The 14406-nt window shown below is 62.3% G+C and carries 13 protein-coding genes; all 13 read right to left on the bottom strand.

Translation table 11 applies throughout. The features are described from left to right. Positions 1-7: 7 nt before the first annotated feature. A complete protein-coding gene (gene pilP, locus QKY98_RS11035) occupies positions 8-658 on the bottom strand; it encodes a type IV pilus biogenesis protein PilP (RefSeq protein ID WP_284670875.1) in 651 nt (216 codons plus the stop codon). Continuing rightward, on the bottom strand, positions 648-1982 hold the full coding sequence (gene pilO2 / locus QKY98_RS11030) for a type 4b pilus protein PilO2 (protein WP_284670874.1): 1335 nt from the start codon (positions 1980-1982) through the stop codon (positions 648-650). The genes pilP and pilO2 overlap by 11 nt, the downstream gene beginning before the upstream one ends. Before the next feature lie 4 nt (positions 1983-1986). Then, positions 1987-3723 (bottom strand): PilN family type IVB pilus formation outer membrane protein, encoded by a 1737-nt coding sequence (pilN, locus tag QKY98_RS11025; RefSeq protein WP_284670873.1) that lies wholly within the window; start codon positions 3721-3723, stop codon positions 1987-1989. Beyond that, entirely contained in the window at positions 3720-4922 is a 1203-nt protein-coding gene (pilL2, locus tag QKY98_RS11020) for a PFGI-1 class ICE element type IV pilus protein PilL2 (RefSeq protein ID WP_284670872.1), read from the bottom strand. Before pilL2 ends, pilN begins: the two co-directional genes overlap by 4 nt. Positions 4923-5723: 801 nt before the next feature. After that, entirely contained in the window at positions 5724-7691 is a 1968-nt protein-coding gene (locus QKY98_RS11015) for a DEAD/DEAH box helicase (protein WP_284670871.1), read from the bottom strand. After that, entirely contained in the window at positions 7688-9625 is a 1938-nt protein-coding gene (locus tag QKY98_RS11010; protein ID WP_284670870.1) for a hypothetical protein, read from the bottom strand. The genes QKY98_RS11015 and QKY98_RS11010 overlap by 4 nt, the downstream gene beginning before the upstream one ends. Further along, positions 9561-10541 carry a hypothetical protein gene (locus QKY98_RS11005; RefSeq protein ID WP_284670869.1) on the bottom strand — a complete coding sequence of 327 codons (981 nt, stop codon included), beginning with the start codon at positions 10539-10541 and terminating at the stop codon, positions 9561-9563. Before QKY98_RS11005 ends, QKY98_RS11010 begins: the two co-directional genes overlap by 65 nt. Positions 10542-10638: 97 nt before the next feature. Continuing rightward, positions 10639-10839 carry a CrpP family ICE-associated protein gene (locus tag QKY98_RS11000; RefSeq protein ID WP_284670868.1) on the bottom strand — a complete coding sequence of 67 codons (201 nt, stop codon included), beginning with the start codon at positions 10837-10839 and terminating at the stop codon, positions 10639-10641. Between the two features lie 304 nt (positions 10840-11143). Then, complete coding sequence (locus QKY98_RS10995) at positions 11144-11404, bottom strand: hypothetical protein (RefSeq protein ID WP_284670867.1); 261 nt, start codon at positions 11402-11404, stop codon at positions 11144-11146. Positions 11405-11508: 104 nt separating this feature from the next. Further along, positions 11509-11958 carry a hypothetical protein gene (locus tag QKY98_RS10990; protein ID WP_284670866.1) on the bottom strand — a complete coding sequence of 150 codons (450 nt, stop codon included), beginning with the start codon at positions 11956-11958 and terminating at the stop codon, positions 11509-11511. Positions 11959-12199: 241 nt separating this feature from the next. Then, positions 12200-12670 carry a single-stranded DNA-binding protein gene (locus QKY98_RS10985; RefSeq protein WP_284670865.1) on the bottom strand — a complete coding sequence of 157 codons (471 nt, stop codon included), beginning with the start codon at positions 12668-12670 and terminating at the stop codon, positions 12200-12202. 1 nt (position 12671) lies between these two features. Further along, positions 12672-13247, bottom strand: coding sequence for a DUF3158 family protein (locus tag QKY98_RS10980; RefSeq protein WP_284670864.1), 576 nt, complete (start codon positions 13245-13247; stop codon positions 12672-12674). 5 nt (positions 13248-13252) lie between these two features. Next, positions 13253-14050 carry a PFL_4669 family integrating conjugative element protein gene (locus QKY98_RS10975; protein WP_284670863.1) on the bottom strand — a complete coding sequence of 266 codons (798 nt, stop codon included), beginning with the start codon at positions 14048-14050 and terminating at the stop codon, positions 13253-13255. Positions 14051-14406: the final 356 nt, after the last annotated feature.

Below are 14406 nucleotides of genomic sequence, written 5' to 3'. Positions count from 1 at the left end.
AGTGGCCTCAGGGTTGAATGGCGGCAGGCGCGGAGCCCGGAAGGGCGATGGGGATCGGAGCGGAAACCGGCACCGGCGCTACCGGATTCATTGGCGTGACGGTCACGGGCAATACCGGGGCTTGGCTGGTAGCTACCGATGCCACCGGATAGCTCGGGGCACGATTGGAGAACCCCAGCGGATAGCGTTTACCGCCGCGGCTAAGCACTACGCTGTCTAGCGTCAGGCTGGCCACGCGGTAGCCGCCGGGCAGGTCGGTGGATGCAAGAGAGGCATCGATCTCGAACCCGCCGGTGTAGAGCAAGGTCGCGCGTAGGGCTTTGCCGGACCCGTAAATCAGCTTCACCACGGGCAACTGGTCCACCGTGCCAGCATGCTCAACGCTGCCGCCTACTGCGCTGCTAGGCATCGCGACAGGCTGTGGCAGGTAACTGGGCAGGGGGGCCACCTTGGCTTGAGCTCCGCCATCGTTCAGCTCGCGCAACGCCTTGGCTCGCTCCCCCTGGGCTTTGTAGAGGATGGTTTCGCTCTGCACCCGAGATAGCTCACCAACGGTGATGCCGTCTGGATCATCCGATTTGGAGGTATCGGCCCAGGCCGGGGCGGCCAGCGTCAGCATCAGGGCGCCGATCACGGCGAAGGAAAGGTCATTTGACATAGAGGTCACCGGTCACCGACCAGGCCAGCTGATCGCTCTGCAGAAGGGTCTTGATCTCGCGCAGCCGTAAGCCTTGGTCGGGCACGTCTTTAAGGACGATGTCAGGCGGCAGCGCGGTGTTGAAGGTCAGCTCGAAGTGCTTGAAGTCCGGGGGCGGCGGTGCGGGCGGCGCCGGCTGGCCAGGCATGGCCTGAGGTGCCGGAATGACCACCGGGACTTCCTTGACTGTCGGTGCCAGGCCTTGTCCGTGGAGCCAGGAGGTCAGGCCAGCGAGGGCTGGCGTCGCCTGCAGCAACTCATCGTCGCCCGCCAAGGGTGGCTCGAAGGTCAGCTTGAGGGCCGCGCCATTGCCTTCATCGAAGAATGCCGGTTCATCGGCGAAGTGCCCGCGTGTAGCCGCGACAAAGGCCGACGCCGTGCTGTTACCGTCGCGCTTGTAATTGGTCGACAAGAGCACGCCGTCGCACTGGGCCGAGGTGAATAACCAGCCAGCGATGGAGAGAGGGAGCCTGTCGATAGCGCCGTTGCAGGTCAGGAGAAAGTCCGCCACGCCTGGGCGCTTCGCCCAAGGATGTTCCAGGGCCTGGATGGTCTGTTGTTCTTTGGAGCGCTCGTTGATCGCTTGCAGCTCGGCCTGACGTGCGGCCTCGGCCGCGACGGCGGCGAGTCGCTTCTGCTCGCGCTTATGCGCCTCCCACTGGCTGTAGCCGATAACCCCTGCCACCACGATGAGTCCGAGGACCCCTACGCGGATCCACTCGCCTTTGCTCATCCCGAAAGCAAGCGGCTTGAGGGCGTAGTCGCGCTTCAAATTGCCAGGCTGCAACAGCTCTTCGATGTCGAGCGGCTTGCCGCCCTGGCCGAACTCAGTCGGCAGGTAGGTCTCATCAAAGGTCAGGGCGCGGCTTTCAAGCTGGGCGACCTTGCGCTGAATCTCGGTGGCCGAGCCCACCAGGTCATAACCGGGTATGACGGCGCCGTCGATCACAGCTACCAGAGCATAACGAGGCTCATCACCTGGCACCTGCCAGGCCGCCAGCCAGGATTGACCTAGCTGCCCGGCCAGCGCTGCGGCCAACGAGTACATCCCCTTCATGGCCCCGGCGCTGCGCGCGACGAAGCCGGCCTGGATGACATTGGGCGTGCGCCGGATGGCGACGATGTCCATCTTGTGCAGGCGTCCGTATTCCCGGGCTTCCTTCATGTAGCCGGTCAGACTACCCAACGGATGCCATTGCAGACCGGAGACAAAGCTCTTGCCGTGGTAGCTCAGGATCTGGGCAGTCTGCGCCGGGGCGGCCGGTGATGTGCTGACAATGGCCATGCTGTCAGCCCGTCACGATCGGCGTGATCAGCACTACCAGGACGCTGTGCCCCGAGGTCCGCGTGCGGCTGCCGCCCAGGCCGAAGAAGCTAGGGTCACCCACACCGGTCTTGGCCGCGTTTTCGTTGAGCTCTTCGAACCCGGACAGGATCAGCGTCTGGCCGCTGCGGAGCTTGACCTTGGGCGACAGCGACTTGGCGTCGTAGTCCGGCAACTGGACACTGGAGCCGTTGCTGGTGAAGGTCTGGAAGGTCGGCTTGCTGCTCATGTTGATCGACACCATCAGCAGCATCTCGTCGTGCTCAAGCAAGCGGGGCAGCAGGGTCATGTTGAAGCCGCTAGTGATGGTGCCTGGCGTGAGCGAGGTGCTGGAGCCTACCGACGCTGTGGACGTCGTCTGGCTAGAGGCCAGGTAGCCTTGGACGTTGCCGATCTGCAGGGGCGCCGGCTGCAGGTTGAGGGTGGTCACCGACGGAGAGCGGACGTTAGAGACGCGGCCTTGCTCGGCCAGTGCCTGCACGATGGCATTGGAACCAGCCCAGGCAGAATCAGCTGTGTTGACGATCCCTATCGACGCCGAGGTCGCACTGGTGCTGATACCGGAGACCGTGTTGGAGAGCGAGAGCCCCCATTTGGCATTGAGGGACTTGTAGACCGCTGCCCAGTTGAGGCCGAGCTGGTCCGTGTCGGTCAACGTGACCTCGAAGACCTTGACGTTGAACAGCACCTGTTGGGTGATGGCGCGATTCGTGTTGTTGAGGTAGGCCTCGATCCGCGAGATCACCTCCGGGCGGTCCGTTACGGTAAGAGTCCCTGTGGACGGAGCCAGGTACATCCGCCCAGCTGGGGCGACGCTGAGCATCGCCTTCACGTTGTTCTGAATGTCCTGCAGGATCGAGGACTCCAGGGTCACCGTGGTGCTCTGGTTGCTGCCGGCGTCGCCTGTGACACCGGAGCTGGTGCTCGATCCGCCCGAATTACTACCGCTGGTTCCGGCGGCTGTGGCCATCCCGGATTTCACCGTGCTGGCAATGACCTGCTTGTCACCGAACGACCAGACATCGAAGACCCGCGTCTCGAAATAGCTGATCCGTACAGCGCGTTCGACGGGCGAATACCGCCAACCCAGGCCAAGGCGCGCGGTGACCTCATCGAGCAGGCCGGAGGCCTTACCGCTGTACTTGAGGCCGCTGACCTGGCTGCTGGCGCCCATGCTGGTGAAGTCGGTCGCCCGATAGCCGGAGCCCGTCGCAGTCCCGGCGGCGCCCATGGTCGCCGGGTTGGTGATAACCCCTGCAGGCAGTAGACCTGCCAGGCTATCCGGACTGGGATTGCCAATCGGCGCCGGTCCGGTGCTGGCCGCCTGCGCACTGGCTGGCCCGGCGTTGGGGTTCAGTGCATCGGGGGAGACCAGCACGGCAATACCGCACTGGCTGGTGATGTATTGAGCGATCTCGGTGATGCCGACGCTACCGGACGGGCGATAGCTGAGCTCGCAATCCAGCGCGGAGGGCATGCCGCGTTTGGCCACCACCGGCTGTGTCGAAACCCAGGGTTTGTCGCTGAACACGACGGTCTCGCGCTTGGGCTGTTGCTGCTGGTTGCGCAGCACGGCAGCGTATTGGCTGGCCATGGCGGCGTCGTTCTCGGCGCGCTGGGCCGATTCGTCCACCCGCTGTACCGAGCAGCTGGCGAGCAGGAGCGCCGCCGCCAGGGCGCTCAGGCGAAGGGGGTGGGTCATGACTTCTTCCTCTCGGAAACATGAACGATGCGCTGGCCGGAGTTGCCATCGACGATGAAGGAGCGGCGAGCGCCGTCGTAGAGCGGAAAGACCTGGGCAACGGCTTCGGCGAAGGTGCCGCGGAAGTGCAGGGCGGCCTCGATGGGGTAGTCCAGGTCATCGGGCTCCCAGACCACCTGCCAGCCCGCACGCTTGGCCCAGGCCTCGACGGACTGTCGAAGGGTGCTGCCAATGGGCGCATCCCAGGTTTGGGTCATGGCAGAGACAGGCTCGGTCAGTCGGACCGAAGGCAGGGTGTAGGCGCCGGCCGCCGTAGCGCCCACAGTGGGCAACGGCTTGGCTAGTGTGACGGCTGCGCTAGAGGCAGTCTTGGCAGGAACCGAAGCCGCTACCGCAGCAGGTATGGCAGAGGTGCCCTTCGCCAGGGAAGCGTTTGGAGATTGCCCGACATGCAATGACTCTCCTGGCGCTTTGACCGGCGCGAATGTCAGCGCCGCGCCGGCGGGCATAGGTTTGACTGCCGGTGTGGCGGTTACGTTCGTGGCTGGCTTTGCCGGTTCGGTGTGAGTTTCCAGCGGCTTGGTAGCGGGCACAGTGGCCACAGTCACCACCGAGTTCGAGGCAGTGGATACAGACTTTGTGGCGGCCGTGGTCGGGGGAGCTGCTGGCGCAACGGCGTAGCGCTGACCCTCCGGCAATTGATAGCCCGGGCGGAGCACGAAGCACACCGACCGCACGACTTCGTCGACCTTGACCTGCCAGGCTGGACCAGCCAGTACCTGCAGGGTGTTGCGCAGGCTCATGGGACCTAGCTTGTACTGCGCCGCCGGAAGCGGGCGAGTGAAGAGAATGTTGACGTGGCCCTGCTCTGGACCGCACAGGCTGTAGCCGGAGCGATTGACCACATACTGCATCGCGTCGCGAACGGTCGGCTTCATGTTGGCCGGGATGTTCACGTCGATGATCTGGGCCATCAGGTCCCGCTGCTCGGTCTCCGGCGCGGTATTCACCAGGGTGTAGCGGCCGTAGCGCACCTGGGGCTCTGAAGCAGCACCTTTCGGATAGAGATCGGGTTGTAGCAGCTCCGGATTGCGCGAGCTGTCGGGGCCGGGTGCGCTGGGCGCAGGCTCCTGCTGAGCACAGCCTGCCAATGCGACGGCGAAGGCGAGCGGCGAGAGGGTGGTGAGCTTCCAGATCATGTGCGGTGTGGCCCCATTTCGTAGTGGGGCTCACGGTGCCAGGCACCTGTCTGGAAAGCAGGAGATAACCGTATCTAGAGCGAAAGAGGTTAAGTGCCCCGGTTATCTAGGCGAGGGGTCGTCGTAGTTACGCTTCTGCTTTTTTGGTACTGGTGGGTCTGGTAATGGTGGGACTTTGCGCCCTTCAAGATATGCAATCATTCCTTGGATACTTGCCACTGATCCCGAACCGACTGACCTCCAGGCCCGTATCAGATCGGCCCGGTCGCAGCCAAAGAAAGCGAGCCAATTCTCCATGGCCTCCGGGGTGTTTAGGTCGACGCTGCTACGGTCCACCGGCTGATGAGTTTTTTCGTTATTGTTTTCCATGAATAGCTCCTGTCACGCGGCGAAGTGCCACTCAATCAGCGTGCAGTTGGAGCATCAGCCTGCGCAACAGGAGCGATTCGCAATGGGCAAAAAAATCCCCTGCTCCTGGCAGGGGATAACTCAGTTCGAAGCCTACAGATTTGCCAACCTCTAAGAGATGAGTGTGGAGCACTCAGAAAGAGTGACCCACCTCGTTAGCCATTGTTCAACCGCGGGACACTTGATCACGGATGACTTGCAGCATTTGCTCCACATACCCCGAATCGCTCAGCCGCGAAACGTCTAGCTGAAGGGTGAGGGCAGTATCACCACGCTTAGGTATCACACGCACAGCCGCACCTCGGTCCGGGCACACCACGCTCATCAAGCAATTGCAGTGAGGAAGCTCACGCTCGAGTTGGGCGACGAATGCCCGGGCTACATGCACATCATTCAAGGGCAGAGGTCTCTGGCTATTCGTTCTTGGGCCTTATTGACCGCGTCTGGCTCGATGAGGTCCTGTGCGATCCGCCGCTTGTCTTGGAGCATCTGCCAAAGCTGCAGATCGATGCTGTTCTCCACCAGCGGTATTTTCACCACCACCAGGCGCCGCTGGCCGTTGCGGTAAGCGCGGTCCTCGGCCTGGTCCTGCAGCCCCGGCGTCCAGGGCAGCCCCAGGAAAAACACGTAGTTGGCAGCGGTCAGGTTGTTGCCGGTGCCAGCCGCTGACGTCGTGCCGATGAATGCCCGGCAATCGACGTCCTGCTGGAAGCGATCGATTGCCTTCTGCCGCTTCGTGAGGCTGTCAGTGCCTACCAGGGTGACGCATCCCAGCCCTTCGGCCTCGCACAGCTGCTGCAGCGTGGCCACTGTCTCCTTGTACTCGCAGAAGAGGATCACCTTGTCCTCCGGATCCAGCTCACCCAGCAGCTCCATCACCACCGGCACCTTCACGCGCTCCAGGAGCTGGCGAAGCCGACCCAACCGCGCGAATACGGGCTGATCGGCGTTGCGGATGGCGTTGTACTCGACCTGCTGCGCCTCATCGAGCACGACCGGCACGGTCTGCCGCTGCTTGCCCTTAAGGTCGGGCAGCACGTCCTTGCGGCGGCGTAGCATCCAGTCGCCGATCTCGGCACGCAGCCCCTGGCGAAATTCAGAGCTGCCGGCGAAGCGCTCGCAGAAGTCCTTGAGCGGCAGCTGCCCGATGGGGTGGCCCGACAGGCGCAGCAGCGTATGGAGCTCCGACTCGCGATTGAGCACCGGTGTCCCGGTCAGCAGGTAGCGATTGGGCACCTTGGCGGCGATGTCGAAACCGTTGCGCGTCCAGGCGGCCGTGGGCTCTTTCAGCCGGTGGGCCTCATCAACGATCATCACCGCGAACTGATCAGCGACCGCGACGAAATCGCCCAGGCGTTCGTAATTGACGATCACCCACTGGGCATCAGCCTGATACCGCTGCCGAGCGATTCGCGCGTCCGGATAGACCGCCTGAATCTCCCGCTCCCAATTGATGACCAGGCTGGCCAGCACCACCACCAGGATCTGGTGGCCAGAAGACTGGATGCCTGCGGCGATCACCGCCTGGCGACTCTTGCCCAGCCCCATGTCATCGGCCAGCAGTGCGCTGGTGCGCTGCAGCAGGTGGCGGATCCCCGCAGGCTGGTGAGACATCAGCGAATACGGCTTGAGCTCGGCCTCAATCGCCTGCAGTGTCCAGCTGGTCTTGGCGATGTCGGGCACCGCGGCCAGGTAGACGTCCGCCGCACTGTCCTCGTCGGCTGAAGACGCGATTCGCTCCTGGGGTGGTCCTCCAATCGACATCGCGGTGACGTCACGGGCGGCGCTGACTGAGCCATCCGACAGCAGCTCCTGGAGCACGTCGAGCATCTCGAACTGCTCCTCGAGCAGCCCCAGCTCCAGGATGAGGTTACTGCGCAGCAGCTCGGCCGATGCTGGCACCCGCCAGGCGCGACTGGTGGAGAGGAAGAGGCCCTGCATGCGCTTGGCCACGGCGACGCAACCCGGGTGATAGTCCCCGGAGAGCACCACGCCGCCACCGGACAGCGGCGCGATCCGCAGGCGCATCCCCCAGATGAAGAGGTCTCGTCGGGCATCGGCCTGGGCGTCCGCAATCTTGCGGCTGAAGCCCGACCAATCCTGAGCAAAGCGCCCGTCGGCCAGCTCGCCCAACTGGTGAAATAGGACGTCCAAGTCCTCAAGCAGCCGCCGTTGGGGCAGCCGCCAATACCCGGACAACGGATGTTCGCCACGGCGAATGAAGGAGCCACCCCTGCTCGTCAGCAGGCGGTTGGCCCCTTCGAGATAGGGCATCTTCAGGCCGAAGTCGTACCCGTCGAACACCGCGCGCTGCAGTAGCTGGGTCGAGCCGGCGGTATTGCGAAGCGAAGGTTGCTTCATGCCGTATGAGCCAGGCCGGCGACAGCGTCAGCAAGGCCCAAACGGTGCGTCAGCCACTCCCACAGGAATCGATGATAGTGCATACGCCAGGCATCCTTGGCGAATCGACTCATGGTGTGCGAGACATCTGGCCATTCCAGGGTGACCGACAGTCGGCCACGCCGTAGCGCGGTCATGAACCAGTTGAACGCAACCCCTGCAGGCTCGTCACCTGCAATAGCTCGATTGTGGCGTCCGCGCAGCTGTACTACCTGTAGCTCGCTGGGCGAGCGAGTCAGCCGCTGCGTCTGTGCGCTCTTGGTGAGCCGTTCGAGGGGCATTACCAACTCCGCCGAGGCCAGTGCGCGGCCTGACTCTCGGACGGAGAACAGCCGGCAGGCGCCGGAATAGGCGCGATAGTCGTAGTTATCGATGCAGTGACCCAGGGCGAGGTGCTCACTCATCAGGTCAGCAGGACACACCAGCTCCAGGACCTGCAGGCCATTCGGGCAATCGAAAGTGCGTGACTTGCTCAGCAGAGGCGGCCAGGAGGTGTGCGCATCCGTCTCCCGGAGCGGGCCCTGGCTGTCGGCAAATTCACGTGCCCTGGCCATAGCCTCGTGGAAGTCCTGTACCAGGCGTGCGATCTGGGCGTAAGAGCTACGCCCGAGGAAGTACTCAAGCCCCTTGGCGGCCCGCTGGGCGCTCGGAGACTCATCACACACAGCGTTGAGCAGCTCCCTGACGTCTGTCAATGTCGCGCGAATACCCGGCCATCGGGGGTCATCCCATGCCGTCGGAGTGCCAGCGAGTAGACGCGACCAGTCAATGAGGCCGGCGGCGTTGTGGGGCACGCTGCTGAGCAGCTCATGGACGGCCCGCCAATCACGGCGGTTCTGAGGCCTGCGATTGCCTAGTTGGGCGCCCACCAGCAGCCCCAGCCACCCCAAGCCACGACCCTCGCGGTTGATGAGGCTCAGCGCTGTGCCGGCGCAATTGGGGCGGACGCTTCCCAGGAAACGGATCGAGGCGGCCGGTGCGCCAAACACCCAGGTGAGCAACGGCACCAGAGGTAATCCTGCGTCTACGGCGGCGCCAAGTAGCGCCTCGTTGAGGGTCGAATCGCTAGGGTGATAACGGCGAAGCGATGCCTGCAGCTGGGCTGGGCCCTTGTCGAAGTCACGGCGCCTAAGAGGCCAGTCGTCGTCGTCGCACAGCACCAGTAGCGGTATCAGGATCGGCTGTGACCTCAACGCCTGATGTCGTCGTTCGGGATTACCCCGCGACAGCCAGTTGTAGAGTTCAGCCGAAGGACAGTTCGCGGAGCGAATCGCGAACAGACGCGGTTGATCGACCGCCGCGAGAAAGGCTCTTAGCGCTGCACCGATCTGCGTGAGGTAGTAGGCCGAACGGGGCCTGAAGTAACGGTTGTGTCTGTGCCCATCGATGTCCCATGCCTTCCCGAAGGCCCCCAGATCGTCGCAGGCCAACTGCCTGGCGACCGACCGAGCGGTGTCGCAGAACGACGTCATCAGCGGTTGAAGCGGCCAGCTGATGTGAGGCAGCAGCAGGTATCGAGCCAAGCGCAAAGCCGATTGCTCCGCTGGTTTTCGCTTGGGCATACGGTCGATCGGCTTGACCTTCTTCGTCCGGATGCACACACCATCATAGAGCTGCACCAGATCCCCTAGGCGAAGGACGGTGACAAGGCTTGCTCGGCCGGGTACCTCAACGCTGACACACCAGCAGCGGGAGAACCGCGTAGAGCGAAGGTATTGGTCGATGAACGTGTCGCGTTTAGGGCCATTGATCTGGAAGTGCGAGGCCCAGGTATGAGCAACGGCAAGCTGCCGCTCGCTGTACCTGGAGGCCTTGCATGCACTAGAGCGCTCACTCATCGGCAGGCCCTGAATACAGCCGGTGGCAATACTCGTCTGCCCGGCGATCGTCGTCATCGCGCTCCCGATTATCGTCCCCGGTCACTTCCCACATGACGCTGTGACAGTGCTGATGTTGCTCGCGAAAAAGCGCCTCGGTGATATGAGCAATATCGTGTCGCACGTACTCGAGATCGGTGCCCAGGGCCGCTGCTTCAGCCTCTGACGTCTTTCGTCTGATCCAGGCTTGCATGGCCTTGAGCATGGCCGCGCAGTCTTCGCGAGAGATAGGGTCAGTGCGTTGGCCATCGTTGCGCCTCCAATCGAGATCGATGCCACCGTGCCGTTGGAACAGGGTGAAGGTGTTGCGCGCGGCGAAGAACTTCAGCACGTCGGGCGAGTACCAGGGATCGTCCCCACGAAAGGGCTTCAACGGCGATGGCGAGGGAGGCGAGGCTGGTAAAGGGGCTTTCGAGTACTGGGGCAGCAGGCGTAGCGGGGTATAAATCTGATGGCGACCCGCAAGGCTCAGGCAGAGCGCATCGACCTTGAGCTTGCCGGTCACTCGCCAGCCGCGGTCTGCCAGGTCATCGAGCCGTTGGATGTCGCTGGTTTCAATCCCCGGGCCGTAGTAGGCCTTGAGCAATCCTTCCGCCGCTTCCCAGCGATCGCCATAGGTCAGCCGCTCGTTGATGAGGTTGACTTGGTGCTGGTTGATATCCCCGCCAAGGGCTTCGACGTACCACTCTAGGGCTTCTTTCCGACGCCGATAATCCTGAACCTTCTGCCGTGTGAAAAGCAGTGCTCTCGCTGCTAGTTTCCATGTCCAGATACCTATCAACGCTCCCCAGGCGACGGCTATACCGCTAAACCCGAGATGGATCAGGGATTGAACCTCAGTAGACGCGAAGTAGTTGTAAGGCCCAAGCACCCTTGCGGCGCTAGTCGCAAAGGCCGTGACGATAAGTAAGCAGAGTATTGTCAGATGAGACATCGCGTAGACCTTCGTTCGAAGAGCAGAAAGGTCAAGGGTCGCGGTGAGTCAGGTGTCTGAGGAAGGCGAAACCCTATCCAGGTCTGAACAGGTTGGCCTAGAAGTCAAAGCACTGTTGCTGGGCCTGGGCATACCCACGAAGCCGGGAAGTTCGCAGACCAGGATGCCGATAGGGACAGACGTGGACAGCGGCGTGCGCTCGGGCGGCCTGGGCGCCTTCGCGCATTGCTCGGGCGTGCGGGGCGTTACGCACGCGCGTATCCGTTGAGTTGGGATCTACCTGAGGATCGACCTGCATGGGTGCTCCACGCTGAACGAGTCTAATTGGATCGAGAGAGTCACGAAGGGGTGCGATCGAGGGCTAGCAGCGTGTCCTGGCCAGTCTAGCTCTTGCACCAGCGATAGATGTTGCTACTTCCCGGTCGTGGCAAAAAACGCAACCACAGTGATCATTATGTACGAGAGAATTTTGATGCAGCCGCGGAGCTTAGGGAATCTCGCCACAATCCCAGCCGGCAGTTTTTCCCCAATCGCCACAATAACCAGGAAGGCTAGACAGCCAATCTTGATTTCGTCACTGCTCATATGGTCATGACCTAGGGCTAGTCCGGTACCCATACTTTGATTTCGGCCTGTAGGGCGGCGTCTTGTCTACGCTGAGCCATCTCCTTGTGCTCCCAAAGTGCCAGCGCCTGCTGTGCATCCCACCACTTCCATTTGAGGTCGCTCAGCTTTCGCTCCTCTAGCTCAATCTCCCGCTTCTTTTGCTCGATCGTCGCCTCGATGGCTAGCATTTCTTCGCGAACAGAACGGACGGCCCAATAGAGTCGATCAAATTCAGAGCGGGGTGCTTCGTCGGACATAGCAGTGACAGGCTGGCGATTGTAGGTGGCGATTATCGTGGTTTTGCGGCTTGCCGGCGAAGCCGCTGACACCTACCGAATCACCCGGCTATCCATCTGCGCCCCTACCGTTTGACGTAGAGACGCTCGCACTCCCGCTTCAGATGGGCCGTGTAGGCCCGGCGCGCATTCTGTGGGCGAGTGGATTTGGCCTGGCTGAGCCAGTGCTCTTGCTCGGCTTGATTCATACCGTTCCACCAGTCGATCGCGACTTCTACATCATGGGTCACGTCCTGAGGTTCATCGCCGAAATAGGCCCCAACCAACTGCTCGCGTCGAGTCATTCGATACTCGTTCAGGCTCCAGACCAACCGCCGTACTTGGTCCTCATGCAGGCCCAGAAACTCGTGGCAGGCGTCTATGTAGCCCTGGGCGCGCATTGAGACGTCGCCGATGGCACCGAGTCTACGGACCTTTCCAACCTCGTTGATCTTTGCCTGGCACAGACTCTGGATAGCATCGAGATCGCGACTGGCAATCTGTACGGCGCGCTTGAAACGGTTGGCGTTGTCCATGTGCGGTTCCACGCTGTTCGAGTAGGCACTACCTGCCGCTTCACGTTGGGCCGCGGATCCTGCCTACCTAGAGTTGAGGAGGTAGCTGGGGAGACACGAGAAGGAAGGTGACTCTCCCAGCAGCTTCACGCAGAGGGGCGACTTTTCTGCCACTGCTCGGCCCGGGGCGACAGGCCCACGCTGACTGAGTCCTGTCTCCCGGCAGCTTCACGCTGAGGGCGGCGAAATTTTCGAGGAGGCCCTAATAGGGGATCTGGTCGTCGAAGTCGTCACTAACTGAGGCCGGAGCGCGGGCAGGTGCCGAACCGGTCGTGACCGGTCGCGCCTGGCTCTGGCTCTGGCCTGTACCCTGGCCCATCGTGATGGACTCGATGCGTTGGGGCAGAAACGCAATCCGGTTGGCCTGGACCTTCATCGCGGCCTGCTCGACGCCGTTGCCGTCCTTCCAGTTATCGAGGACCGCCCGGCCCTCGACCAGCACCCGCATTCCTTTCTGGTACAGACGGCTATAGCTTTCCGCGTCGCGGTGCCAGAGCTCGACGTTCGCCCAGAAGCCACCGCGATCCTCGTAGGAGCCGTCCTGCAGGCGAATATTGTTGTCGAAATAGACGTTCAGGCGGAGCAGGTGCCGCGGATCCTGATTGTCTTTCTGGAACCGCTTGTACTCGGGTGCGGAGCCGATGTTGCCTTCCCATACTACTGCTGTGCCCATGTCAGGCCTCCTGTTGGGATGCGGCGTCTTCGCCGCGGGATTGGATGATCTGTTGCAGCTGTTCGGTGTAAACGGCGTCGGCCTGGGCCATCTTCTCGGCGCACTCGGCGGCCTGCCGGCCGATGGCATGGACCAGGCTGATCTGCATATTCAAAGCAATGCGCTGCAGCTCCATGGCGTGCAGGTCCTGGAGCAGTGTTTCGGTGACCAGGTCGTGGCGGCACAGGTCCGCCCAAAGTCCCACGCCCATCTTTCGTGTCCCACTCTGCTGCCAGCGCAGAAAGACTGGGCCAGCTGAGGTGTGCTGGTGGGTCATCCGGATCGGCAGGAGCGTGAAGGGGAAGCGTTGGGCCTGCGCGAGAATCCGCTCCTGGGCCAGGGTGTTCAGGTCGGCTTCAAGGGAACGGCACTGCTCGGCTAATTGGTCCAGTGCTCCCTTACCTTTAAAGGGTTTTAAAAGCCCTTTGTAGAAGGGGGCGTGTTGCAGGTTCGCGAAGACTTCCTGTTGCAGGGGCTGGAAGGCGGCCTGTTGCAGGTCTGCGGTTTTCGCGCCTTGAGTGGACTGTTGCAGTGCCATAGCGATCAGGCCTCACTCATCTCGGCGACGGGGTGAGCGCTGGCCATAGCGTCCAAATGCTCATCCTCGTCGGCGGAGTCGCCATCGAAGCCGTCGTCTCCGCCGCTGGAAATGGCCGGGGCGTCACCTGGACGCTGAATCGCCGGGGCGAACTTGCTACGGCGGGTTCCTTCCAGGACGTCCTTGGGCATTTCCAGGAAGCTGTACATCTGCTGGGCGTTGGTGGCGCGGGCATTGTTGGCGGCGATGTCGTCGCGCGACGCACCGCTGTAGCCCTTGTACCGCTGGCCCACGCCGTACAGGCGGCGAAGCACGGCGGCGCCTTCGTCCAACCAGGCCTCCTTGGAGCCGTTGTCGATCAGGCCGATGTGGGCGGCCAGGAGGATCCGGCGCACCAGCTCGTCATAGCGGGTAAGCAGATACACACCTTTAAAGGCCAGCGGCGAGTTCAGGTATAGCGGCAGCTTGAGCGGCTGGATCGAGAGGTTGGTACCCACGTCGAGCTGCTTGGGCAGCATGGCCATGACTTGGTCCAGTCGCTCGTCGATCGCGGTCAGCTGCTGCTCTGACTCCTCGATCTTGTCCTCGATGATGATGAGGAAGAGATCGGAGTAGGGATCATCCTTGGTGGCGCCGGCGGAGATGCGGTTGATGATGTTGGAGAAGCCGGACAAGCCGATCATGCCGGGCTTGTTGTCGGAGCGCTGCCGGCCGAACCAGAGGCGGGAAGCGTGATGGGTATGCAGGGTGAGATTGACGCTCGATCTGAGCGAGCCCAGGTTGAGCTGGAAGGTGTCAGCCATGAGAAGGATTCCTTGGGTTGTGAGATGACGCTCGGGCAGGGTGCCGAGACTGGCGCTGGGGGGCAGCCGATAACCGTATCTGGATGCGCGGAGGTTGCAGGCCTACGGCGATAGCGAGGGTGATGCCAGTGGCATCATCCTGAGCTTCGGTCGAGCAAGTGATTCCAGTGGAATCACCCTGGGGGTCCGCTGCTAAGGTGATTCCAGTGGAATCACCCTGGGGGTCCGCTGCTGAGGTGATTCCAGTGGAATCACCCTGGGGGTCCGCTGTTAAGGTGATTCCAGTGGAATCACCCTGGGGGTCCGCTGCTAAGGTGATTCCAGTGGAATCACCCTGGGGGTCCGCTGCTAAGGTG

It is taken from the genome of Pseudomonas sp. HR1, from assembly GCF_030175875.1.
Taxonomy (GTDB): Bacteria; Pseudomonadota; Gammaproteobacteria; order Pseudomonadales; family Pseudomonadaceae; genus Chryseomonas; species Chryseomonas oryzihabitans.
Note: the sequence above shows the minus strand (reverse complement) of the source record. Positions and strands in the feature narration are given on the sequence as shown.